Genomic DNA, 23,324 nt, shown 5'->3' on the forward strand with positions numbered 1-23,324 from the left:
AGGAATTTAGATAATGATCTACCAGTTAGAAGGAAAAGCTCAAAATTATATTTGGGGTGGAAAAGAATATATTCCACATTTATTTCAATTTAAAGCAGAACAGCCTTATTATGCTGAATGGTGGCTAGGAACGCATCCCTTAGCACCTTCACAATTATTATTAGAAAATCAAGAAAGGTTATTATTAAGTGATTATATTGCTCAAAATCCAATCGTATTAGGGGAAAAAAGTCGCCAACTTTTTGCAGATGAATTACCTTATTTATTAAAAATTTTAGATGTCGCTCAACCTCTTTCGATTCAATTACATCCGACTAAAGAGCAAGCAGAACAAGGGTATTTAGTTGAAAATCAACAAGGTATTTTATTAACAGATGCTAAGCGTACTTATAAGGATCGTAATCATAAACCTGAAATGATGATTGCATTGTCTGATTTTTGGTTATTGCATGGTTTTAAATCTAAAACAGATATTGTTAAAACTTTATCATTACACCCTTCATTAAAAGTATTAGCTGAAAAACTATTGCAAACAGATATCCATTCTTTTTATGCTGAGATAATGCAGGCTAGTCAATCTCAATTAGCCGAATGGTTATTACCTATTTTTGATCAATATCAGATTGCTTATCAGGACGGAAAATTAAATTTGGATAATCCCGATTATTGGGTTTTATATACGCAAGAAGCAATGAATATTAGTCGAGAGAGATTAGATCCAGGGCTATTGTGTTTTTATTTGTTTAATTTAGTCCATTTAAAAAAAGGTGAAGGTATTTTTCAAGCTGCTGGTATTCCACATGCTTATTTAAGAGGACAAAATATTGAATTAATGGCTTGTTCTGATAATGTTATTCGTGGTGGGTTAACTCCGAAATATGTTGATATTCCACAATTATTATCTATTATTGATTGCCAAGAAATAACACCTAGTATTATTTCTCCAGCCTCTAATGAAAATGGAATATTTACTTATCAAACTCCAACTAAAGATTTTGCATTAAGTAATTTAAATTATCAGCAAAATATTAAGTTAGATTTTACTTCTTCTAGTGCAACTATTTTATTAGTTATGGAAGGGGAAATTGAAATAATTGCTGAGGAACAAAAGTTAGTTTTATCTCAAGGAAAAAGTATATTTATGGATGCAAAAACAGCTTGTCAAATAATAGCAAAACAAAATGGCTATGCAGTTTTAGCTCATTTACCAGATTTTAATTAAAGATCAAAGATAAAAAGAGGGAGTATTTTTTACTCCCTTTTTTATATTATTTATTTAGTAGATAATTTTTTAATTGTGAAAAATCATTTGGTAACACCTCTGATAAGAGAGGTAATTTTTCGTGTTTTGCTAAAGTTTCAGGCAGAGGTAATTTTAAATCTAAGATTCTTTCTACACTATCTTTAAATTTTGCTGGGTGAGCGGTACAAAGAAAAATACCTGTTTCATTAGCTTGTAAATTTTGTTGGAGTACTCGATAAGCAACGGCACCGTGTGGTTCACATAAATAGCCTTGCTGGTACATTTGTTTTAACGTTTCTTCTGTTTCTGGATCTGTTACTGCAGCGGAATGTAATTGTTCTAATTGCCAATTATTACGTTTAAACAATTCTTCTACTCGAGGCCAATTATTTGGTCGGCTAACATCCATTGCATTAGATAAGGTCGCAATAGTCTCTTTTGGTTGCCAGTTACCAGAGCGTAAATAACGAGGTATTGTATCGTTGGCATTGGTGGAGGCGATAAACCGTTTGATTGGCAATCCTAATGATTTAGCGATTAAGCCAGCAGTTAAATTGCCAAAATTACCACTTGGTACTGAGATCACCAAATCTTGTTGTTGATTTTCAGGAAGTTGTGCAACAGCTTCAAAGTAATAACAAATTTGTGCTAGAAGACGGCTAATATTGATGGAATTGGCTGAGTTTAATCCTATTGCTTGGCGAAGTTCACTATCATCAAATGCTTGTTTTACCAGTGCTTGACAAGCATCAAAATCACTTTGAATAGCAATGGTACGGATATTCCCTCCAAGAGTACAGAAAAGTTTTTCTTGTAATGGGCTGATTTTACCTTGCGGATATAAAATGACGACTTCAATATTTTCTAAGCCGTAGAAAGCGTGGGCAACTGCCGCACCAGTATCGCCCGAGGTGGCGGTGAGTATCGTAATTTTACCTTCGCCTCTGACATTTGCTAATGCTTGTGCCATAAAACGACCACCAAAGTCTTTAAATGCGAGTGTTGGTCCGTGGAATAGCTCAAGTGCATAGATATTCTCAGTTACAGCAGTTAATGGAGCAGGAAAGGTAAAGGCTTGTTGTACCATTGTCTGCATTGTTGCCGAAGGAATTTCATCACCAATAATAGCAGAAAGAATAGTTTGACTGCGTTCGACTAGCGGCATAGCCAATAATTGTTGAATTTGTTTACTTGAAAATTTTGGTAGTATTTCAGGAAAAAAAAGCCCTTGATCTTTGCCTAAGCCTTGGCGTACAGCTTGTGCAAAATTAACTTGTTCTTCTGGGTGTTTGATGTTGTATAAGTTCATATTTGTATATCCTAGTGCTTATTATATTATGCGAGCATTTTTGCTCCTTGGTTATCTACCTGACAGATATGGACAAATCCTTGGGAATTCTGAAGGTAGTTTTGATGTAAATAGTGTGCAATTTTATTAGCTGTTGTTAAATTATCTGCAATAGCAAACATAGTTGGACCTGAACCTGAAATACCACTACTTAAACCGCCGAGATCTTGGCAGCCTTGTTTGACTTGTAGAAACTGCGGTAACAGTTGTTGGCGATAAGGTTCTGCAATGAGATCTTGCAATAAATTTGCCGCTAATTTGGTTTGATTGGTGTGGCAAGCGTGAATGAATCCCCCTAAATTTCTTGCCTGCTCTATTAATGTTTGGCGTGGATAGTTAGGGGGTAAAATAGCACGAGCCTGGGCTGTTGGTACTTCAATACCAGAGTAAGCTAATATCCAGTACCAGTCAGTGAAATAAGGTAATGATTGGCAAATGGTATTACCTGTTTGTAGCATAAGTTGCATTCCGCCAAGATAACAAGGTGCAACATTATCATAATGGATTGAACCTGAAATTCTCCCTTCTAATTCTCCCATCATACTGAGAAGTTCAGTGCGGTTAAATGGTTCAGAATGAAAGGTATTTAAGCCTACGAGTGTTGCGACAATAGAACAGGCACTTGAACCTAAACCTGATCCAATCGGCATATTTTTTTCTAAAGTGAGGCGTAAAGGACGTGGCTTATTGCCTTGTAACTTTAACCGTTCGTTAAATAAAACATAGGCTTGATAAACAATATTTTTGTGCGGCTCTTGAGGTAAGTCTTTAACAAAATGCCCAACACAGTCAAAAGTAAAAGGCTGACTTGCGGTTTCTACCTGTACAATATCACCAAGTAATGTACCATCAATCGGAGAGAGTGCAACGCCTAAACTATCAAATCCCACATTGATATTTGCACTGGTGGCGGGAGCATAAATGCGTAACATATCCATTTTTTCTTCCTTGTTATTCACGTCCTGTTATTTGCGTAAAATTCTCAGTATATCGGCAAAAATTCCAGCTGCGGTAACATCATTTCCTGCACCATAACCACGCAATAATAGCGGAATTGGGGAATAATAACGAGTATAAAATGCTAAGGCATTTTCGCCATTTTTTACTTTATAGAGTGGATCATCACTATCTACTTCAAGAATAGCAACTTTGCATTTTCCGTGCTTAATTTGCCCGACATAGCGTAAGACTTTCCCTTGTTGTTTGGCATTATTGACTCTTTCGGCAAAAGCTTGATCGAGTTCTGGTAGCATTTGCATAAATTCTGCTGTGGATTTACATTCTGCAAAGTGGGGTGGTAATACCGCTTCAACCTCAATATCATCTAATTCCAGTTCTAAGCCAATTTCACGTGCAAGGATTAAGAGCTTACGGGCAACATCTTGTCCTGAAAGATCATCACGAGGATCGGGTTCTGTAAAGCCTTTTTCACGAGCTAAACGAGTAACCTCTGATAAAGGGGTGCCATTTTCTAATTCGCCGAAAATGTAAGATAAAGAGCCTGAAAGAATACCATTAAAGATTTCTACTTCATCGCCTGCAGCTAAAAGATTTTGCAGATTTTCAATAACAGGAAGCCCTGCACCGACATTGGTGTCATACATAAAACGGCGTTGGTTTTGTTGTGCTGCTTGGCGTAATTGACGATAGTATGCAATATTAGAGGTGTTGGCTTTCTTATTGGGAGTAACTACATGAAAACCTGCTTGTAGGAAATCGACATAATGATCGGCGATTTGTTGGCTAGAAGTACAATCAACAAAGACTGGGTTGACTACATGTTGATCTTTAACTGCGTTAAGGAGCTTATCTAGTTGAAAAGCCTGTTTAGTGTGAGCAAGTTTTTCTCGCCAGTTGGTTAAATCTAATCCTTCTGGATCAAGTAATAATTGACGAGAATTTGCAATTGCACATACTCGAATAGCAATATTTTTTTCGGCTAGAAAAGTTTGTTGACGACAGATTTGATCAATTAACTCTCCACCGACACCACCAGCACCGACTAAAAAAATACGAATAGAACGTTGACTATTAAAAAGTGCACGATGGGTCGATTTTACCCCTTCTATTGCACGTTGCTGTGGTATTACCACTGAAATTGAGCGTTCAGAAGAACCTTGTGCAATTGCAATAATGTTGACATTGGCTTTGGCTAGTGCAGAAAGGAATTTAGCTGCTATTCCTTTGGCTTGTTTCATACCATCACCAACCACAGAAATAATTGAGAGGTTGTCTAAAATTTCGATCTGTTCTAATGCTCCGCTACTTAATTCTTGTGCAAAAGTGTGTTGTAAAGCTTGTTCGGCTTTCGATGCTAATTTTTGTGGTACACAGAAACTAATACTATATTCAGAGGAGGATTGAGTGATGAGAATAACGGAAATACCCGCTTTCGACATAGTGTCAAAAACTTTGGCTGCCATACCGATTGTACCTTGCATAGCAGGACCAGCAATACTAAACATTGCAACTTCATTTAAGTGAGTAATACCTTTTACTTGTAATGTCTCTGAATGAATTTTACCATCAATTAATGTACCAGCGGCAGCTGGATTTGCAGTATTTTTAATCACACAAGGAATTTGACATTGAGCGATAGGGGCGATTGTTCTTGGATGAATGACTTTCGCACCAAAATAGGATAGTTCCATCGCTTCTTGGTAAGACATTGCTTGGAGCAAGTGAGCATCTGGTACAATACGAGGATCACAAGTATAAACACCATCAACATCTGTCCAAATTTCACAACAATTTGCCTTTAAACACGCTGCCAGAACTGCGGCGGAATAGTCTGAGCCATTTCGTCCTAAAACAACTAATTCACCACATTCATTGCCAGCGGTAAATCCAGCCATTAAAACAATATCGGAGCGAGGGATACTACTTGGATTAATTTTTTGAGTTGAACGTTCAATATCAACGGAGGATTCCAAATAGTCACCATAGGCAAGGAGTTTTTCAACTGGATTAATAACAGTAACGCTAAAGTTATTGGCTTCAAACCAAGCTTGCATTATTGTAATTGAAAGTTTTTCACCTCGAGAAATAATCGTTGCGTTAATATTGTCAGGACAAGGATTTTGAGCAGAGTATTGGGATAAGCATTGTTGAATTTGAGCAAATTCTGCATCGATCAAGGTTTTGCTATCAGCTAAATTAAAGGCATTATTTTGTTGATGTAATCCATCTAAAATAGTATGAAAAATTTGTTTGGCTTCGGATAAATCTTGCTGAAAATCCTGATCTTTATTTGTTTTTTCAACTAAACTGACAAGGTAATTAGTAATTTTAGCTGGTGCAGATAGTACTGCTGCGGCTTGATCTTGTCGGTGAGCTTGTTCAATCAGTGATGCTGCTTGTAAAAAGCGTTGTGGATTTGCTAGTGATGTACCACCAAATTTTAATACTCGCATGATGTTGTTTCCTTATGCCTGTTATTTACTAAAATTGTAAAAAAACCCGCACTTTTTGGTGCGGGTTTAAGATGAGTGTTTATTTTTCTAGCACTTACCCACACCATTAAGCATAATGGTAATAATCGTTGTAATGATGGTATGAGTCATTTGGATTGTGTGAAGATACATCTTGAAAAAATCCTACTAGAAAATAAGTAAAAGCGTTTTGTTTAAAAAATGAATGTATTATAAGTACCTAAATTCAATAACCTTGTCAAATAAAAAAATCAGATCTTAGAAAAAATCTATTTTATAATATCAGTAAGCAAAATTTGGAGTATAACAATGACAATTCAACAAAATTTGATTGGGATATTAGATAAAATTAAAGCGATTACTGTTCCTCAACCTGTTCACTTGTTAGCTGTAAGTAAAACTAAACCTTATACGGCGATTTTAGAAGCCTATCAAGCAGGGCAGATTGCTTTTGGTGAGAATTATGTTCAGGAAGGTGTTGAGAAAATTCAATGGTTTAAACAGCAAAATATACAGTTGGAATGGCATTTTATTGGTGCTTTACAATCCAATAAAACACGTTTAGTAGCAGAACACTTTGATTGGGTGCAGACTATTGATCGGGTTAAAATTGCTGAACGTTTAAATTATCAGCGTCCAACTGAGATGCCACCTTTAAATGTTTTAATTCAAATTAATATTAGTGACGAAAATTCAAAAGCAGGTATTGCACCAGCAGAGTTATTTGGATTAGCAGAACAGATAGTTACCTTCCCTAATCTCAGATTGCGTGGTTTGATGGCGATCCCCGCTCCGACATCAGATAAGCAAAAACAAACGGATACTTTTCAACAAATGAAACAGTTGTTTCTTCAGTTGCAACAATGTTACCCACAATTACAGTTGGATACTCTTTCAATGGGAATGAGTGAGGATATGCAAACTGCAATTCATTGTGGTTCTACAATGGTAAGGATTGGGACGGCTATTTTTGGTGGTCGAGTTTAATTTTTAGGTAAGTTGAACGGGAGAATTTATGATATTGCAATCTTTTTCGCTAGAACAACGATTACATCTTGCTGTTAGTCAGTTAGAACAACAATCTTTAGCTGATAAGTTATGGCAAATTTTACAGCAACAACAGTTTGTTGGGCGATTATCAGCACCAACAGTATTCCAATTGTGCCAACAATTACAATTAACCCGAGCACAATTAGCGTTAAACCTTCTACCTATTGCTGCCTGTTATGCGACTGTACCTATATCACAGTTTCGTGTAGGGGCGGTAGCTATTGGTGAGAGTGGTACATTTTATTTTGGTGCTAATCAAGAATTTAATCAGGTTGCGATTCAACAAACTATTCACGCTGAACAGAGTGCGATTTCTCACGCTTGGCTAGCAGGAGAGAGTAGATTAAGCGAGATTGCGGTAAATTATACTCCTTGTGGGCATTGTCGCCAGTTTATGAATGAATTAAATAGTGCTGAAAATTTATTAATTCATTTACCGCATAGTCAAAATAATTTATTACATAGTTATCTCCCCGATGCATTTGGTCCGCAAAATTTAGATCTTAAATCTCGTTTATTTGATCCGTATGATAATCAACTTAATACCACACAAGAGGTGTTCTTTAGAGATGACCCTGTATTTGCATTGGCATTTAATGCAGCTAATATTTCATATTCTCCTTATAGTCATAGTTATTGTGGTATTGGAATACAGACTGATGATGGACAATTATTCAAAGGTCAATATATTGAAAATGCTGCTTTTAATCCGAGTTTACCGGCGTTACAAAGTGCGTTAAATTTTGTCTATTTATCTGCAAAAAGTAATGAACAGATAAAGCGGGTGGTAATGGTTGAACGTGTCGGTAGGTTGCAACAAAAAGCCAGTGCAGAGCAATTATTATCTACGCTAAGTACGCTTAAACTTGAATATTATGCGGTTTAATTTGAGTAGTTTGAAATATGGTTGAATTTAATCAGGCTAATCAGAGTGGTTAGCCTGATTATTTTTATTTCAGTAAATTTTGAGATAATGTTACGCTTTTTTATCCTTATATTTATTCCATAGCCATTTTATTAAAATGAAAATAATGACTAATGCGATAACAAAGTAAATTCCAGCCTGCCCTTTATGAACCTGTGCTTTAATCCAATCTAAATTGTGAGCGCCATAATGTCCAAGATAAACCCAAATTGGAACAGAAATAATGGCAGCAAAAAAATCCATTAAAAGAAAGTGAAGATAACTAACTCGGCGGGTTATTCCTGAGACCATATAGATCGGTGCTCGTAATCCGGGCAAAAATCTGGCAAAAAAGAGTACTCTACTCCCATATTTTTCAAATTTTTCTCGCACAAGTTTCATAACCTTAGGTTTTAAAATACGTCTTAATGGACGAAAACGTAAAATTTTCACACCAAAAATTCTACCTAACCAATACATTATGCTATCGCCGATTAATACACCAAGCATACTCACAATTAACATCATATGCGGATTAGCATAACCTAGACCAGCAATAATACCACCTGAAACTAGGGTTATATCTTCAGGAATAGGGACACCAAAACCACAAATAATTAGCACTAAAAAAACGGCGATATAGCCATATTCACTGAAAAACTCAATTAAAGTTTGCACATTAATATCCAAGGTTGATAGTTAGGTGAATGTAGAAAATTAAGGCTGTTATTTTGCCTGTTTCATTTTAAAATTACTACTAATTAAATAGGTTAATTAGGAAAAGATTGATCTGGTTATGATATTTTTTCTTATTCTTTGCGATCTCTTGTTCAAAAAAAGAAAAGGCTTTAATCTTGATTGGAATTCATCTATAATCTTCTGCTCCAAATTTTAGTTTGGAACTATTTCTTACAAAGTTGTCGGGTCGCCAACGACTTTGTTTTTTATTAATTTTTAACTTTAGAGAACTGAAAAATGTTTAAATTTAATGCTCAAGTTCGTCAGTCGCAAGGTAAGGGTGCGAGCCGCCGCCTGCGTCATAATGGTCAAATTCCTGCTATTGTTTATGGTGGTAGTGAAGCACCAGTTTCAATCGTATTAAATCACGATGATGTGAATAACGCACAAGTTCACGAAAATTTTTATACTGATACTATTACTTTAGTGATTGATGGCAAAGAAGTTGCAGTAAAAGTTCAAGCAATGCAACGTCATCCATTCAAACCAAAATTGGTTCATGTTGACTTTAAACGTGTTTAATTTCTAGTTTAAAGTAAGAAACACCAACAGTTTTGTTGGTGTTTTTTTATTTATATCGAAAATATAATTTAGCAAAAGCATTAACAAAAAATGAAAGCATTTTGGAGCAATAATGATAAAGATCGCATTGGGAATTGAATATGATGGTAAGCGTTATTTTGGTTGGCAAAAACAACAAAATGTAATTAGTATTCAAGCTGAATTAGAACGAGCGATTTCTAAGGTTGCTGCCGAAGAATGTCAGATTTTTTGTGCGGGGAGAACGGATTCAGGGGTACATGCAACAGGGCAAGTGATTCATTTTGAAACATCAGCTACTCGTAAACTCCAAGCTTGGACGTTAGGGGTGAATGCTAATTTACCTTCAGATATTGCAGTAACTTGGGCAAAAGAGGTGTCTGAAGATTTTCATGCACGTTTTAGTGCTACCGCTCGGCGGTATCGTTATTTAATTTATCCTAATCCTCTGCGTTCAGCTATTTTACCACAAGGGGTTACTCATTTTACTGGTGAGTTAGATCCGATATTGATGCACCAAGCAGGGCAGGCTTTATTAGGTGAAAATGATTTTAGCGCTTTTCGAGCGGCACAATGTCAATCGCATAGTCCGTGGCGGAATGTTCACCACCTCCGTGTTTTTCAACAAGGACGCTATATTGTGATTGATATTCAAGCTAATGCGTTTGTACATCATATGGTTCGCAATATTGTAGGAAGTTTATTAGAAGTGGGGAGTGGTAAGCAATCGCCAGAATGGATTGCTTGGTTATTAAAGCAGAAAGATCGTAAATTGGCTGCACCCACGGCAAAAGCAGAAGGATTATATTTAGTGAATGTTCTCTATCCCGATCATTATGCTTTACCTCAGAATAATTTAGGGCCGTTATTTTTACTTGAAGAGTAAATTACTAAGAAACAGTATAAAATCATTTTTTTTTATGTTTTAATACCGCAAAATTAAGTCGCTTCGGAATGTATTTTTAATTTAAAAAAGGTTTAAAATGAGTTGGATTGAAAGAATTTTTAATAGAAACCCTATTTCAGCAGTCAGAAAATCAAATGTTCCAGAAGGTATATGGACAAAATGCACAGGCTGTGAACAGATATTATATCGTGAAGAATTAACACGGAATTTAGAAGTGTGTCCTAAATGTGGGCACCATATGCGAATCGATGCTCGTACTCGTTTATTATCTTTGCTCGATCCTGATTCAGCGGTAGAAATTGCATCTGAATTAGAGCCAAAAGATGTATTAAAATTTAAAGACTTAAAAAAATATAAAGATCGTATTATCGCAGCTCAAAAACAAACGGGTGAAAAAGATGCGTTAGTTGCTTATTTTGGTAAGTTGTATGGTATGCCGATTGTCGCTGCAGCATCAAATTTTGCTTTTATGGGTGGATCTATGGGATCGGTTGTTGGTGCAAAATTTGTTAAATCTGCAGAAAAAGCATTAGAACAGGATTGCCCTTTCGTGTGTTTCTCTGCTAGTGGTGGTGCAAGAATGCAGGAAGCGTTAATTTCGTTAATGCAGATGGCTAAAACAAGTGCGGTGTTAGCTAAAATGAGAGAACAAGGTGTACCTTTTATTTCTGTTTTAACTGATCCAACATTAGGTGGTGTGTCAGCAAGTTTTGCTATGTTAGGTGATATTAATATTGCTGAACCTAAAGCTCTAATAGGTTTTGCAGGGCCGAGAGTGATTGAACAAACTGTACGTGAGAAGTTGCCAGAAGGTTTCCAACGAAGTGAATTCTTATTAGAAAAAGGGGCAATTGATATGATTGTGCCAAGAAAAGAAATGAGAGCAACTTTAGCGAGTATTTTAGCGAAACTAACATCACAACCATCACCATTTAAAGTAGCTGAAGTGGCGGTTGAAGGTAATGAAACGTTATAAAATAATATTGGTTTAGATTGAAAAGGCGCTAAATAAGCGCCTTTTTGCTTAAGTATTTTTTATATTCGTCTGTGACAGAAAAAAGCAGGATATTATTCTATTGAATAGCGTAAAAACGCTAATCTAGCAGATAAAAAATAATGGGGTTTTAAAGGGAAAGAGAGCTTAAAACTAAGCTCTCGTATCTCTTATTTAATAATTTTTACGTAGATCTAATCCTGTATAGAGTGAAGCGACTTGATCGGCATAACCATTGAATAACAAAGTTGGTTGCCGTTTGATGCTAAATAATCCTCCAGATCCAATCACTCGTTCTGAGGCTTGTGACCAGCGAGGGTGATCAACGTTAGGGTTTACATTGGCATAGAAACCATATTCTTGTGGTGCTAACTTATTCCAAGTTGTTAATGGTCTTGTTTCAGATAGTGTGATTTTTACGATAGATTTAATACTTTTGAAACCATATTTCCATGGTACGGCTAAGCGTACAGGTGCACCATTTTGCGGTGCAAGGCTTTTTCCGTAGATACCTACTGCTAGTAAGGTTAATGGATTCATTGCTTCAGCAATGGTTAGTCCTTCAATATATGGGTAATCAATTCCACCACCAAAAAAATAATTTTTTTGTCCCGGCATTTGTTCTGGATCATATAGAGTTTCAAAGATCACATATTTAGCTTTAGAAGTAGGCTGTGCCTGTTTAATAAGTTCTGAAAGTTGAAAACCAATCCAAGGAATAACCATAGACCAAGCTTCAACACAACGAAAACGATAGATGCGTTCTTCTAATGGAAATTTTTTATGTAGATCATCCCAATCTAAAACCATCGGTTTTTCTACTTCCCCTGTGATTTCTAATTGCCAAGGATTTGTTTTGAAGTTTTTTGCATATTGAGAGGGAGAGCCTTTATCAACACCAAATTCATAAAAATTGTTATAACCTAAAATTTTATCTTCAGGTGTTAAAACTAAATCATTTTTATCCTGAGTGTGATAAGTCAGATCAATTCGACTATCATCTTGAGTATTTGCTAGAGAGAATTTAGGCAAGCTACCTGCAACGGTTGCAGCACCAAATGCAGCAATAATTTGGCGACGTTTTTTAAAAATACTTTCTGGGGTAATATCATTTTCAGTTAGCTTCATAATATCTCCTGAGATTGTTATTTAAAATGGTTTTTCACTTTATAGTAAAAACTTATCTAATCTACTGAATTTACACAACTTTTCTCATTTGTTTATAACTATTTCTCTAATTGCTAAAAGAGTAATAATTTAAGACGAATTAATAGGATATGTAGATGAATTAAGAAGGAATATTATTTTAAGTTACATTTTATTTAAGAGAAATGAATAAACCCACCGCTAGAGGTGGGCTTATTTTTTAGGTGGTTAGTAATATGCTAATACTGCTCGGCGATCTTTGGCATAGTCTGCTTCGCTATTGCCTAAAACTGCAGGTTTTTCTTCACCATAGGAAAGTGTAGAAAGTTGGTTATTTGGTACACCTTTTTGGCTGAGATAATTTTTCACTGCATCTGCACGGCGTTGTCCAAGTGCAATATTATATTCTGGCGTACCTCTAGGATCGGTATGTCCTTCAATCACAACATTTTTTGCACTTTGAAGTAAATATTGTGCTTGAGCATCTAATAATTGATTATATTGTGGATCAACATCAAATTTATCGAAGCCAAAGTAAACGGTGTTGTAGCGTTGTTGTAGTTCAGTTGCTGTCATACCTTGGTAAAGCTGGTTTTGACTATTATCCGCATTTTTTTGTGTTAATTGGTTACTACAAGCCGATAAAAATAATATCGGTGCAGTAAGTATTAGTGCTTTAGCAAGTTTTTTCATGATTTCTCCTTAGTTGTGAGTGAGGTATGGTGACCAAGCTGGAAATTTAATTTGTCCATTTCCGGGTAGTCTTGCTTTGAAACGTCCATCAGACGAAACTAATTGTAGCACTTTTCCCACTCCTTGGGTTGAACTATAGAGGATCATTATCCCATTTGGAGAGAAACTAGGGCTTTCATCTAAAAAAGTAGAGGTGAGTGCTTGGATATTTCCAGTCGTTAAGTCTTTTTTTATTAAGTGATCTTGATTGATCATAATAACTTCGCTGCCGTCAGGTGAAATTTCACCACTATAACTTCTTCCTGCTGGACTGATTAATTGAATATTACTACCATCTTTATTCATCATATAAACTGATGGCGTACCAGATCTATCGGAGGTAAATAAAATAGATTGGCTATCTGGTGACCAACTTGGTTCAGTATTATTCCCTGCATTCTGGGTTAATTGTTGTAAGTTATTGCCATTTATATCTGTGAGATAGATATTTAATACTCCATCTTTGTTCGATGAAAATGCTAGGAGCGAATTATCTGGTGAAAATGCAGGTGCACCATTATGCCCCGGTAATGCAGCAATGACTTTGCGAGTCCGATTACTAATATCTTGTAAGACTAATAATGATTTGTGATTTTCAAAGATACTATACGCAATCTTTTTCCCATCAGCAGACCAAGCGGGAGACATAATTGGTTGATTACTATGGAAAATTGTTGCCTGATTATATCCGTCATAATCTGCTACTCTGAGATCGTAATCACCCGAATTAAGTTGTACAACATAAGCAATTCGAGTGCGGAAAGCACCACGAATACCAGTTAAACGTTCGAAAACATAATCACTGATTGTATGTGCTGCCCAACGTAACCATTTTATTGAGGTGGTAAAACTATTTTGGGATAGAATAGCACCTGTTTGTCCTGTTGCACCAATAGTATCAATGAGCTGATAAGATACTTTAAATTGTCCGTTTTCAGGAGTTACTTCTCCAATTACAATCGCATCAATGCCTAATTTAGCCCACACATTTGGGGTAACTTCGGCTGCAGTTGTAGGTAGTTGTGGCATACTAGAAGTTGGAATAGGATTAAATTTTCCACTATTACGCAAATCATCTGCAATAATAGTTGCAATATTCATAGGGGCTTCGCCTGGGCCATTCCATTTAAATGGAATTATTGCAATTGGGCGAGTGCTATCAACACCTTCATCAATTACAATCCGCACATTAGCTAATCCTGTTTGACTAAAACTAATTAGAAAGAGTAACCCTAAAAAATAGGCTAATATCTGCTTAAATTTTCTTTTTTGCATAACCAGTTTCCTTATATCATTTCAGGCGGAAATCAATAATTGGTTGACGATACTTTTCATAAATTGCATCTGAAGGGGCTACTGGTACTTTCTGCGTAAGACCAACAGCCCTGAGTGCAGAATTACAGATTTCATCATCACCGCTAACCTTATGATAGTTTAGAATTGTACCATCTCTCCCAAGTTCAATTTGAATAGAACAGGCTTTATTGTTAAAGCTCGTTTCTCTAATCCAACGGCGTTGAATTTCTTGTTTGATTAACGCTGCATATTGTTCACCGAGTTTACTGCCATTACCCGTACCGTCACCACCACTTTGCCCCGATGATCCTTGGCGGGTTTGATTACCACCTTGACTATTACCTCCAATATCTCCGCTATTGAGAAAATCATCTAGTGCATTTTGTTGGGCAATTTGCTCAGCTTTTTTCTTTGCCATTTCAGCTTTGCGTTTTGTTTCTTGTTCCGCTTTTTTCTTTGCTATTTCGGCTTTACGTTTTGCCTCTTGCTTAGCTTTTAATTTAGCTTCTTGTTCAGCTTTTAATTTAGCTTCTTGTTCAGCTTTTAATTTAGCTTCTTGTTCAGCTTTTAATTTAGCTTCTTGTTCAGCTTTTAATTTAGCTTCTTGTTCAGCTTTTAATTTAGCTTCTTGTTCAGCTTTTAATTTAGCTTCTTGCTCGGCTTTTAATTTAGCCTCTTGCTCGGCTTTTAATTTAGCCTCTTGTTCGGCTTTTAATTTAGCCTCTTGTTCGGCTTTTAATTTAGCCTCTTGTTCGGCTTTTAATTTAGCCTCTTGTTCGGCTTTTAATTTAGCCTCTTGTTCGGCTTTTAATTTAGCCTCTTGTTCGGCTTTTAATTTAGCCTCTTGTTCAGCTTTTAATTTAGCCTCTTGTTCAGCTTTTAATTTAGCCTCTTGTTCAGCTTTTAATTTAGCCTCTTGTTCAGCTTTTAATTTAGCCTCTTGTTCGGCTTTTAATTTAGCCTCTTGTTCGGCTTTTAATTTAGCCTCTTGTTCGGCTTTTAATTTTGCTTCCTGTTCAGTTTTTAGTTTTCCCCATTGGGTGGTATTGAGATCTGTATTGATCATAACTACACCGAGTAATTCTCCATTACCATCACCACCTCCCATAGCTTCAATTTTATTATTAAAAAATGATCCAAGAATGAATAATCCTATTAATAGAATATGTAGTAGGATTGAGAAGATAAGGGCGAGATAAAAACTTTTTTGTTGATTATTTTGCACAACAGATCCTATGATTAGAGCGGATTAGTCATTAGCCCGACACTTTTGATACCAGCTGAATGTAGTAAATTTAGTGCGTTAATTACTTCTTCATAAGGGACAGTTTTTTCACCACCTACTAGGAAAAGCTGTTGTGGATTTTTATCAAAAACTGTTTTTGCCATCTGAGTAACCATTTCACTTGTAAGCTGTTCGTGACGGATACCATCAATAGATAAAGTATAATTGCCTTTATCAGCAACTTCTAAAATAACGGGTTTTTGATCCTGATTTGAAACGGTTTGACTATCGTTAGAGTCAGGGAGATTAACTTGTACACTTTGGCTAATAATGGGGGCTGTTGCCATAAATATAAGTAATAATACTAACAACACATCTAAAAAAGGAATAATATTAATTTCCGATTTTATAGCACGGCGTTGACGGCGATTTGACATATTCCCTCTCTTTTAATTCAGCTAAATTAATTTTGGCTAAACACTTTACGGTGAAGAATTGTAATAAATTCATCAATAAAATTATTATAGTTTTGTTCTAGTTTATTAATTCTAAGGCTTAATCTGTTATATGCCATAACAGCAGGGATTGCAGTAAAAAGACCAATAGCAGTAGCGATTAATGCCTCGGCGATACCCGGTGCAATAACTTGTAATGTTGCTTGTTTTATACTTCCTAACGCAATGAAAGAATGCATAATTCCCCAAACAGTACCGAATAAACCAATATAAGGACTGATTGACGCAACTGTTGCTAAGAAAGGAACATTATTTTCTATTTGTTCAATTTCTCGATTCATCGTAAGATTCATCGCTCGGTGACTTCCTTGGATAATTGAATTGGGCGAATCAGTATTTTTTAAGCGACTAAATTCTTTAAAACCGACAAAAAAGATTTGTTCACTTGCCGATAGCCGATCTCTTCGATTAGATAAACCTTCATATAAACGGTTTAAATCTTCACCAGACCAAAAACGAGCTTCGAAAGAAACAGAATCTTTAAGCGCTTTATTAATAATTTTACTTCTTTGAATAATAATTGCCCAAGAGATAATTGAAAAGGCAACTAAGATTACAATAACAAGTTGGACAATAAGACTTGCTTTTAAAAAGAGTTCAAAAAAATTCAACTCTGCCATATAAACTCCATTATGTTTCAATATTTTATAGAAGTGCTTGTTTTATTTCACAAGGTAACACTATAGGTTTCATACTGTTTAGGTCAACACAAGCAATTTTTACTTTTGCTGTACAAATAATTTGATCATCTCGGATAAGTTGTTGTTCAAAGAGTACGCTTGCTTTTTTTACATTAGTTAAATATGTCTGTACACATAATTCATCATCAAGTTTAGCCGCTTGTAGGTAGTCTATTTCTATCTTTCGGACGACTAAAGCTAGTTGTTGATTATTTAATAAGTTTTGCTGTGAGAAACCTTTTTCACGTAAAAATTCCGTTCTAGCTCGTTCAAAAAAGCGTAAATAACTAGCGTGATAAACGATACCTCCCGCATCGGTATCTTCATAATAAATACGAATTGGAAGTTGAGAATATGTTGTCATTGATGAAGTTACCTTGTTAATCAAGCGTTAAAATTATTTCATTGTAATGAAGGCTAAAAATAACTGCAATGAATAATTATTGTCTATGTAATTCTAGTTTATGCTAAAAATAGCAATAGAGTACAAGAATGTAATAAATTTCAACCACTGTACTGACTGTTGTTAGTACAGTGGGATTTTTTAAAGTTTGAAATGAATGTTATTTAGTATTTTTATTCTCAAGTTGTGGAATAAAACTTTCTTGACTGGTAGTTAATAATCCAGCTTGAGTATAAACAGCTAATTTATCTCGAGTATCAGTAATATCAAGATTTCTCATAGTGAGTTGTCCGATACGATCCTGTGGTGTGAATGGGGCATTTTCGACTTTTTCCATACTCAAACGTTCTGCTTGATAAGTAAGGTTTGGCGATTCTGTATTGAGAATGGAGTAGTCGTTACCACGGCGTAATTCAAGGGTTACCTCACCTGTAATAGCACGTGCAACCCAACGCTGAGCGGTTTCTCTTAACATTAATGCTTGTGGATCAAACCAGCGTCCTTGGTATAGTAAACGCCCTAAACGTAATCCGTTGATTCGGTATTGTTCAATGGTATCTTCATTATGAATACCTGTTACTAAACGTTCGTAAGCGATATGTAAAAGAGCCATTCCCGGGGCTTCATAAATACCACGGCTTTTAGCTTCAATAATACGGTTTTCAATTTGATCACTCATTCCTAAACCGTGGCGTCCACCAATTTGATTGGCGGTAAGGAATAGAGCGACAGGATCAGTGAAAGTTTTTCCATTAATTGCAACTGGAATACCTTCTTCAAAACGAATAGTAACTTCCTCGGGTTTTATTACTACATCATCTCGCCAAAAAGCGACTCCCATAATAGGGTTAACAATCCGAATACCAGTATTTAAAAATTCAAGATCTTTGGCTTCGTGGGTTGCGCCTAACATATTAGAATCAGTTGAGTAGGCTTTTTCAACAGACATTTTGTAATTAAAGCCATTGGCAATTAAAAATTCAGACATTTCGTGGCGACCACCAAGTTCATCAATAAATTGTTGATCTAACCAAGGTTTATAAATTTTTAATTGTGGATTAGTCAGTAAACCGTAACGATAGAAACGTTCTATATCATTTCCTTTAAATGTTGAACCATCTCCCCAAATATTGACATCATCTTCTTTCATTGCAGTTACGAGCATTGTACCTGTAACCGCACGCCCTAAAGGAGTAGTGTTAAAATAGGTAATACCACCTGTACTAATATGGAATGCACCACATTGAATTGCTGCAATACCTTCGTGAGCTAATTGAGAACGGCAGTCAATTAAACGTGCTTTTTCTGCACCATACTCTAAAGCTTTGCGTGGAATAGCTTGATAATCATCTTCGTCAGGTTGCCCTAAATTTGCTGTATAAGCATAAGGAATAGCGCCTTTTTTCCGCATCCATAATAAAGCGGCACTGGTATCTAACCCACCAGAGAATGCGATACCTACTTTTTGTCCTAGGGGTAGAGTTTCAAGAATTGTTGTTGACATAATTATTCCTATTTTAGTTGTGTTAACGAACGGTATTTAAGTGCTTGCTTGAATAGAAAACAGTGATCGGATTTTTGATCGGTCTATTATTATTCAAATTAACAACGCTGTCTATAATAAATAAAAATTCAATAAAGTGAATAATTATTCATTGATAAATGATTTTAGCTTGAATATAGGCAAAATACTAGGGCATTTTAGTACAAGAATTATGCAGTGATAGGATAAAGTGTAGATATAATAAAGGTGGACTTGTAAAGATATACTGTTTTTAGCATATCCAGTGGTATTGCTGATTCTGATACTATTTTATTAAGTATTTAAAATCTCTTATAGCAATGGTAATAAAATCTTTTGGGATATGATATGTATTTAATATGCTACTCTTTTAAAATACATTTTTATATTTAAAACTATAAAATATTATCTCATTTAAACTAAATATCCTATTATTGAATAATAATTAATAATATCTCTAACACAGATAAATTTAAGCATAATGTCAATAAAATATAAATTTTTATAATTTATAAAAATATATGTAAATAATGTATTTTTATTTTTATAAATGATAAGGATTAAACAACCTGAAATGGGTATTGTTTTCTAATTAATAAAGCAGTCTAATTTAATCGAAATATTTATTTCCAGAAGTTATTTTATTAAGGAAAATGATTATGAAATTACTAAATAAAGAACAATGCTCAAAAATCTATGGTGGTGGAATTGGATTTGGAGAAGCCGTTGAAGGATTAATTGAAGGAATTATCAATGCTGCTCATGGTTCAGAAGGTGTTTTATCTTTTGCTGAAGCTTTGGGGGTATTTGAGTCTGAAGAAAAAGTAGATAAATATACTACTGATCCTGATATTCTTAAGATTGATGAAAATATTGCAAATACTTATTTATCTGAACTTCAACATCATAATGGCAGTGATAAAATAACGGATCAACAACGTGAAGATGCTATTGTCACTCTGCAACATGATGGAAGAGTATTTTTTAATCCAGAAAGTGAAAAATTTGAAGCATTAGGTGGTTCACCTCAGCATGGAGCATATTCATCAGCGGATATTAAAGATCCTTTTACACATAGAGAATTAGAGTATATTTTGAAGGCAAGTTTGTCTGATATTCATTCAACTGATTTAAATAAAGTGGCTAAAGGAATGGAAGAGTTAAAAAATGGTACCCGTGAAGGTGCATTCCATTACGATCCTAACGAGGGAAAATTTGTTGTTGGCTAATAATATAGAATTTTAATTAATAATAATTATATAAAATTTAAATATATGAATATGCCGTTATCTGATAAAAAAGGCTATTTTAATGATGTAGTTATTCCTAATAGGATAAATTATAATTTATTTTTTATTTTATTAACAACATTATTTATCTTAACCTTATTATTTTTATTTTTCGCAAAGTTTACATCAGAAATAAAAATAGATGGGTTAGTCTATCCAGATAAGGGCATTTTTTCTGTTCATTCTCCTATCTCTGGCTATGTTTATTTGCCTCAATATAAGAATAATACTATTAAAAAAGGAGAGGTATTAGCTTTTATTAATGATTCTAGAACATCAAGTTTATTTGCAAATGATGATAAAAATTATCAAGAAATTACAAAAAAATTAGCAAGCCTAATTTCAGATGATTCTTTAATTATCCAGAAAAAAGATGAAATATTAAAATATAATCAAATTAATGAAAGTAATATTAATAATGAATTAGATGTTTTAGCTAAACAAAAAGAACTTTTACAGAAACAAATTGATATCAAGCAAAAGATTATAAATAAATTTCATGAAGTCCAAAAACAAGGTGCGATATCCTTAGTTGAAGAAAATAAGGAAGATGATACATTATATGCTTTACAGCAACAATTAAATTCTCTTAATAATACTATCATAGAAAAAAAATTAGATTTAGAAAAGTTTCATAAATTAGATGAAGATACGAAAATTGATCTTCAATTAAAGAAAAATGAATCAGATAAAGAAACATTAATGTTATTACAACAGTTTAATAATTATATTGCAAGAAAAGAAGATATTATTTATGCACCTTTTGATGGAAAGGTTATTAATTTTGTAAAAAAGAATAATGATTTTATTAATGCTGATGAAGAAATTATGACTTTAAGTTATAAACAGTCACATAACCAAATTATTGCTTTTTTACCTATTACAAAAGCAGGAAGAGTAAAACTGAATAGTCAGGTAACAATTTATTTTAGCTCTTATAATTTTCACCGTTATGGTGTTGGAAGAGGGATTGTTAAAGAAATATCAATGTATCCTTATTCACCTGAAAGTATCTATCAAAAATACCATTTAAAAAACTCAGAACCAATATATGAAGTAATTATTAAGCCAACTAAAATACCAGAATCTATTTCAATTATTCCCGGTATGAATCTTAGTGTTGCCATTCCAGAAGAAACAAGAACATTAATTCAATGGTTTTTCTCCTCTTTATTTGAAACTAATTTGCAATTGACGCTTTAATCATTATATGAAAGAAAATAAGAATCTATCATTATCCCTTTTCCGTTCAGTCCCTATGATTTTTCAAAATAGTGCTGCTGATTGTGCTATTTCTTGTGTTATGATGATTGCGAATTATTATCAGAAATATATTACTTATGAACGAATAAAACAAATTATTCCTAATTATAAACAAGGTTGTTCGATTAATGATATTATTCAATTACTTGAAAAATTAGAATTAACAGCTTTTCCTTTTAGTTTAGAACAAGAAGAAGTCCAACAACTGAATTTACCCACTATCTTACATTGGGATCACAATCATTTTGTGGTTTTGGTTGCGATAAAAAATAAAAAATATATTATCCATGATCCAGATAAAGGAATATTAAAATTAAATAAATCTAAGTTTAATCAACATTTCTCTGGTGTTGCAATTAATATTACTAATAATACGCATTTAAAATTTATTGAAGATAAGAAAGAAAAAACACGATCTGTATTTCATTTTCTAAAAGGGATAAAAAATATTAAACCAACATTATCCTTTATACTTATTCTTCTTTTTATGCTTGAATTTATTAATTTAACTTTACCGCAATTAACACAAATAACTATTGATCAAGTACTGACAACTAATGATGAAAATTTACTTTATGTCGTAACCATAGCTTATTTTTTATTACTTTGTTTCCAATTATTATTTACAATTACCAGAGATTGGGGAGTAATATGGATAAGTGCCAATATTAATCTTGATTGGAGTATAAGTATATTTCGTCATATTCATTCTCTCTATGCAAGTTTTTTTAATACTAGAAGTATTGGAGATATAATCTCACGCATAAACTCTCTAGAGAAAATTAAAGATATAATTACAACACAATTTGTATCAGCAATCTTAGATAGCCTTATTGTTGTAATATCATTGATTATTATGTTTGCTTACAGTAAATTTTTATCTTTGGTGATCATATTAATTACAATAACATATTTTATTCTTAAGTTATTATATCTAAATTTACTAAGATCATTAAATGTTAGTGTGATAAGAAGTAAATCTAGACAGCAAAGTTTGTTAATTGAGAGTATAAAGAATAATTTAATATTTAGATTATATTCAAATCATACGACATTACATAATAATTATATCAATGCAACGACAGAACTGGTTAATCAGCAATCTCGCTTAGAATTGATGAATATATTTACCCGCAGTATAAATTTATTTCTTGCTGGTATAAGAAATATTGCTATTCTTTTTATTGGAGGAAAAATAGTTATCCATCAAGGTTTAACCATAGGTATGTTTGTTGCTTTTATAGCTTATTCAGAACAATTCTCTGTTCGTGCATCGAAACTTGTTGATTATTGGTTAAAAATAAAAATGATATCAGCCCATATCACACGAATAGATGATATATTAACTTCACCACAAGAGAAAAATAAAACAGGAAATAATAGAATTATTGAACATATTTCAGAAATAGAATTGAGGAATATATATTTTACCAGTGATAATGAACAAAAAAGTATATTGAAAAATATAAATTTACGTATTACATCAGGGCAAACTGTTCTTATCAAAGGATATAGTGGTAGTGGGAAAAGTTCTTTAATTAAACTTATTTTAGGCTTAGTAGAACCGTCCCATGGAGAATTACTTTTTAATGGTTTGGATTATTCCCAGATAGGTAAGGATCAAATTAGAAAAATAGCAGGTGTAGTTTTACAAGAAAATGGATTATTAACAGGCAATATTTTATATAATATCACTTTAGATACATCATCTACGATTGAAGACGTCATAGAGTTAACTCAAAAATTAGGGATACATTCAATTATTGACAAACTTCCTATGGGATATTTTACTTATATTAGTGATGCGGGAAATATTTTATCTGGAGGACAAATTCAGAAAATAATTATTGCAAGGGCATTATTTAAACAACCTAGCTTACTTATTTTTGATGAAGCAACTAGTAATTTGGATCATCAATCAGAATTACAGGTTAATAATGTCATTATGCAATCTCCAGCAATAAAAATTATTATCAGCCATAAAAATGAAATTGGGATTAAACCAGATATTGTTATTATTATGCACGAAGGGCAGATTGTTAAACTATTCGATAATAATAAAGATAATAGTACAGTAGAATAAGAAAATTAATTAGCT

The 23,324-nt window shown here is 33.8% G+C and carries 21 protein-coding genes; 9 read left to right on the plus strand and 12 right to left on the minus strand.

Annotation, left to right across the window (positions count from 1 at the left end):
* Window positions 1-13: 13 nt before the first annotated feature.
* Window positions 14-1,222 carry a mannose-6-phosphate isomerase, class I gene (gene manA / locus CEP47_RS00515; RefSeq protein WP_261919906.1) on the plus strand — a complete coding sequence of 403 codons (1,209 nt, stop codon included), beginning with the start codon at window positions 14-16 and terminating at the stop codon, window positions 1,220-1,222.
* Between the two features lie 46 nt (window positions 1,223-1,268).
* On the opposite strand, the gene thrC is transcribed toward manA, so the two are convergent.
* From thrC to thrA, 3 genes are read right to left on the minus strand one after another with little or no spacing between them, the layout of a single operon-like run.
* Entirely contained in the window at window positions 1,269-2,552 is a 1,284-nt protein-coding gene (thrC, locus tag CEP47_RS00520; RefSeq protein ID WP_261919905.1) for a threonine synthase, read from the minus strand.
* Window positions 2,553-2,578: 26 nt separating this feature from the next.
* Window positions 2,579-3,529 (minus strand): homoserine kinase, encoded by a 951-nt coding sequence (gene thrB / locus CEP47_RS00525; protein ID WP_261919904.1) that lies wholly within the window; start codon window positions 3,527-3,529, stop codon window positions 2,579-2,581.
* Between the two features lie 27 nt (window positions 3,530-3,556).
* Window positions 3,557-6,004 carry a bifunctional aspartate kinase/homoserine dehydrogenase I gene (gene thrA, locus CEP47_RS00530; protein WP_261919903.1) on the minus strand — a complete coding sequence of 816 codons (2,448 nt, stop codon included), beginning with the start codon at window positions 6,002-6,004 and terminating at the stop codon, window positions 3,557-3,559.
* A gap of 327 nt (window positions 6,005-6,331) precedes the next feature.
* Here thrA and CEP47_RS00535 point away from each other — a divergent pair, with 327 nt between their 5' ends.
* Window positions 6,332-7,009, plus strand: a complete 678-nt coding sequence (locus tag CEP47_RS00535) for a YggS family pyridoxal phosphate-dependent enzyme (RefSeq protein ID WP_261919902.1) — start codon at window positions 6,332-6,334, stop codon at window positions 7,007-7,009.
* 28 nt (window positions 7,010-7,037) lie between these two features.
* Window positions 7,038-7,958 (plus strand): cytidine deaminase, encoded by a 921-nt coding sequence (cdd, locus tag CEP47_RS00540; RefSeq protein ID WP_261919901.1) that lies wholly within the window; start codon window positions 7,038-7,040, stop codon window positions 7,956-7,958.
* A 90-nt stretch (window positions 7,959-8,048) separates the two neighbouring features.
* On the opposite strand, the gene CEP47_RS00545 is transcribed toward cdd, so the two are convergent.
* On the minus strand, window positions 8,049-8,654 hold the full coding sequence (locus tag CEP47_RS00545; protein ID WP_261919900.1) for a DedA family protein: 606 nt from the start codon (window positions 8,652-8,654) through the stop codon (window positions 8,049-8,051).
* A gap of 297 nt (window positions 8,655-8,951) precedes the next feature.
* On the opposite strand from CEP47_RS00545, the gene rplY reads away from it, so the two are divergent.
* The 3 genes from rplY to accD all read left to right on the plus strand — a co-directional run bounded on the left by rplY (window position 8,952) and on the right by accD (window position 11,137).
* Window positions 8,952-9,236, plus strand: coding sequence for a 50S ribosomal protein L25 (gene rplY / locus CEP47_RS00550; RefSeq protein WP_261919899.1), 285 nt, complete (start codon window positions 8,952-8,954; stop codon window positions 9,234-9,236).
* 115 nt (window positions 9,237-9,351) lie between these two features.
* On the plus strand, window positions 9,352-10,140 hold the full coding sequence (gene truA / locus CEP47_RS00555; protein ID WP_261921025.1) for a tRNA pseudouridine(38-40) synthase TruA: 789 nt from the start codon (window positions 9,352-9,354) through the stop codon (window positions 10,138-10,140).
* 97 nt (window positions 10,141-10,237) lie between these two features.
* Window positions 10,238-11,137 carry an acetyl-CoA carboxylase, carboxyltransferase subunit beta gene (gene accD / locus CEP47_RS00560; RefSeq protein ID WP_261919898.1) on the plus strand — a complete coding sequence of 300 codons (900 nt, stop codon included), beginning with the start codon at window positions 10,238-10,240 and terminating at the stop codon, window positions 11,135-11,137.
* 192 nt (window positions 11,138-11,329) lie between these two features.
* On the opposite strand, the gene msrP is transcribed toward accD, so the two are convergent.
* The 8 genes from msrP to argG all read right to left on the minus strand — a co-directional run bounded on the left by msrP (window position 11,330) and on the right by argG (window position 18,656).
* Window positions 11,330-12,286 carry a protein-methionine-sulfoxide reductase catalytic subunit MsrP gene (msrP, locus tag CEP47_RS00565; protein ID WP_261921024.1) on the minus strand — a complete coding sequence of 319 codons (957 nt, stop codon included), beginning with the start codon at window positions 12,284-12,286 and terminating at the stop codon, window positions 11,330-11,332.
* 243 nt (window positions 12,287-12,529) lie between these two features.
* Entirely contained in the window at window positions 12,530-12,994 is a 465-nt protein-coding gene (pal, locus tag CEP47_RS00570) for a peptidoglycan-associated lipoprotein Pal (RefSeq protein WP_261919897.1), read from the minus strand.
* A 9-nt stretch (window positions 12,995-13,003) separates the two neighbouring features.
* Entirely contained in the window at window positions 13,004-14,308 is a 1,305-nt protein-coding gene (tolB, locus tag CEP47_RS00575; RefSeq protein ID WP_261919896.1) for a Tol-Pal system beta propeller repeat protein TolB, read from the minus strand.
* A gap of 16 nt (window positions 14,309-14,324) precedes the next feature.
* Window positions 14,325-15,554, minus strand: a complete 1,230-nt coding sequence (gene tolA, locus CEP47_RS00580) for a cell envelope integrity protein TolA (RefSeq protein WP_261919895.1) — start codon at window positions 15,552-15,554, stop codon at window positions 14,325-14,327.
* A gap of 14 nt (window positions 15,555-15,568) precedes the next feature.
* A complete protein-coding gene (gene tolR, locus CEP47_RS00585) occupies window positions 15,569-15,991 on the minus strand; it encodes a colicin uptake protein TolR (RefSeq protein WP_261919894.1) in 423 nt (140 codons plus the stop codon).
* Between the two features lie 26 nt (window positions 15,992-16,017).
* Window positions 16,018-16,689, minus strand: a complete 672-nt coding sequence (tolQ, locus tag CEP47_RS00590; RefSeq protein ID WP_261919893.1) for a protein TolQ — start codon at window positions 16,687-16,689, stop codon at window positions 16,018-16,020.
* A 25-nt stretch (window positions 16,690-16,714) separates the two neighbouring features.
* Entirely contained in the window at window positions 16,715-17,113 is a 399-nt protein-coding gene (ybgC, locus tag CEP47_RS00595) for a tol-pal system-associated acyl-CoA thioesterase (RefSeq protein ID WP_261919892.1), read from the minus strand.
* A gap of 199 nt (window positions 17,114-17,312) precedes the next feature.
* On the minus strand, window positions 17,313-18,656 hold the full coding sequence (argG, locus tag CEP47_RS00600) for an argininosuccinate synthase (protein ID WP_261919891.1): 1,344 nt from the start codon (window positions 18,654-18,656) through the stop codon (window positions 17,313-17,315).
* A 677-nt stretch (window positions 18,657-19,333) separates the two neighbouring features.
* Between argG and CEP47_RS00605 the strand changes: the two genes are divergently transcribed.
* From CEP47_RS00605 to CEP47_RS00615, 3 genes are read left to right on the plus strand one after another with little or no spacing between them, the layout of a single operon-like run.
* A complete protein-coding gene (locus CEP47_RS00605; protein WP_261919890.1) occupies window positions 19,334-19,903 on the plus strand; it encodes a hypothetical protein in 570 nt (189 codons plus the stop codon).
* Between the two features lie 45 nt (window positions 19,904-19,948).
* The gene (locus CEP47_RS00610) at window positions 19,949-21,166 is read left to right on the plus strand and encodes an HlyD family secretion protein (RefSeq protein WP_261919889.1); all 1,218 of its coding nucleotides are present in this window, start codon (window positions 19,949-19,951) and stop codon (window positions 21,164-21,166) included.
* A gap of 7 nt (window positions 21,167-21,173) precedes the next feature.
* Window positions 21,174-23,309: a peptidase domain-containing ABC transporter gene (locus CEP47_RS00615; protein WP_261919888.1), complete on the plus strand. Its 2,136-nt coding sequence runs from the start codon at window positions 21,174-21,176 to the stop codon at window positions 23,307-23,309.
* Window positions 23,310-23,324 lie beyond the last annotated feature (15 nt).

The organism is Mergibacter septicus, assembly GCF_003265225.1.
Classification (GTDB): Bacteria; Pseudomonadota; Gammaproteobacteria; order Enterobacterales; family Pasteurellaceae; genus Mergibacter; species Mergibacter septicus.

Bases quoted from the DNA above. Each gene is read 5' to 3' on its own strand.
- manA (WP_261919906.1), top strand. From the start codon at position 14: ATGATCTACCAGTTAGAAGGAAAAGCTCAAAATTATATTTGGGGTGGA.
- thrC (WP_261919905.1), bottom strand. From the start codon at position 2,552: ATGAACTTATACAACATCAAACACCCAGAAGAACAAGTTAATTTTGCA.
- thrB (WP_261919904.1), bottom strand. From the start codon at position 3,529: ATGGATATGTTACGCATTTATGCTCCCGCCACCAGTGCAAATATCAAT.
- thrA (WP_261919903.1), bottom strand. From the start codon at position 6,004: ATGCGAGTATTAAAATTTGGTGGTACATCACTAGCAAATCCACAACGC.
- CEP47_RS00535 (WP_261919902.1), top strand. From the start codon at position 6,332: ATGACAATTCAACAAAATTTGATTGGGATATTAGATAAAATTAAAGCG.
- cdd (WP_261919901.1), top strand. From the start codon at position 7,038: ATGATATTGCAATCTTTTTCGCTAGAACAACGATTACATCTTGCTGTT.
- rplY (WP_261919899.1), top strand. From the start codon at position 8,952: ATGTTTAAATTTAATGCTCAAGTTCGTCAGTCGCAAGGTAAGGGTGCG.
- accD (WP_261919898.1), top strand. From the start codon at position 10,238: ATGAGTTGGATTGAAAGAATTTTTAATAGAAACCCTATTTCAGCAGTC.
- pal (WP_261919897.1), bottom strand. From the start codon at position 12,994: ATGAAAAAACTTGCTAAAGCACTAATACTTACTGCACCGATATTATTT.
- tolB (WP_261919896.1), bottom strand. From the start codon at position 14,308: ATGCAAAAAAGAAAATTTAAGCAGATATTAGCCTATTTTTTAGGGTTA.
- tolR (WP_261919894.1), bottom strand. From the start codon at position 15,991: ATGTCAAATCGCCGTCAACGCCGTGCTATAAAATCGGAAATTAATATT.
- tolQ (WP_261919893.1), bottom strand. From the start codon at position 16,689: ATGGCAGAGTTGAATTTTTTTGAACTCTTTTTAAAAGCAAGTCTTATT.
- ybgC (WP_261919892.1), bottom strand. From the start codon at position 17,113: ATGACAACATATTCTCAACTTCCAATTCGTATTTATTATGAAGATACC.
- argG (WP_261919891.1), bottom strand. From the start codon at position 18,656: ATGTCAACAACAATTCTTGAAACTCTACCCCTAGGACAAAAAGTAGGT.
- CEP47_RS00605 (WP_261919890.1), top strand. From the start codon at position 19,334: ATGAAATTACTAAATAAAGAACAATGCTCAAAAATCTATGGTGGTGGA.
- CEP47_RS00610 (WP_261919889.1), top strand. From the start codon at position 19,949: ATGAATATGCCGTTATCTGATAAAAAAGGCTATTTTAATGATGTAGTT.
- CEP47_RS00615 (WP_261919888.1), top strand. From the start codon at position 21,174: ATGAAAGAAAATAAGAATCTATCATTATCCCTTTTCCGTTCAGTCCCT.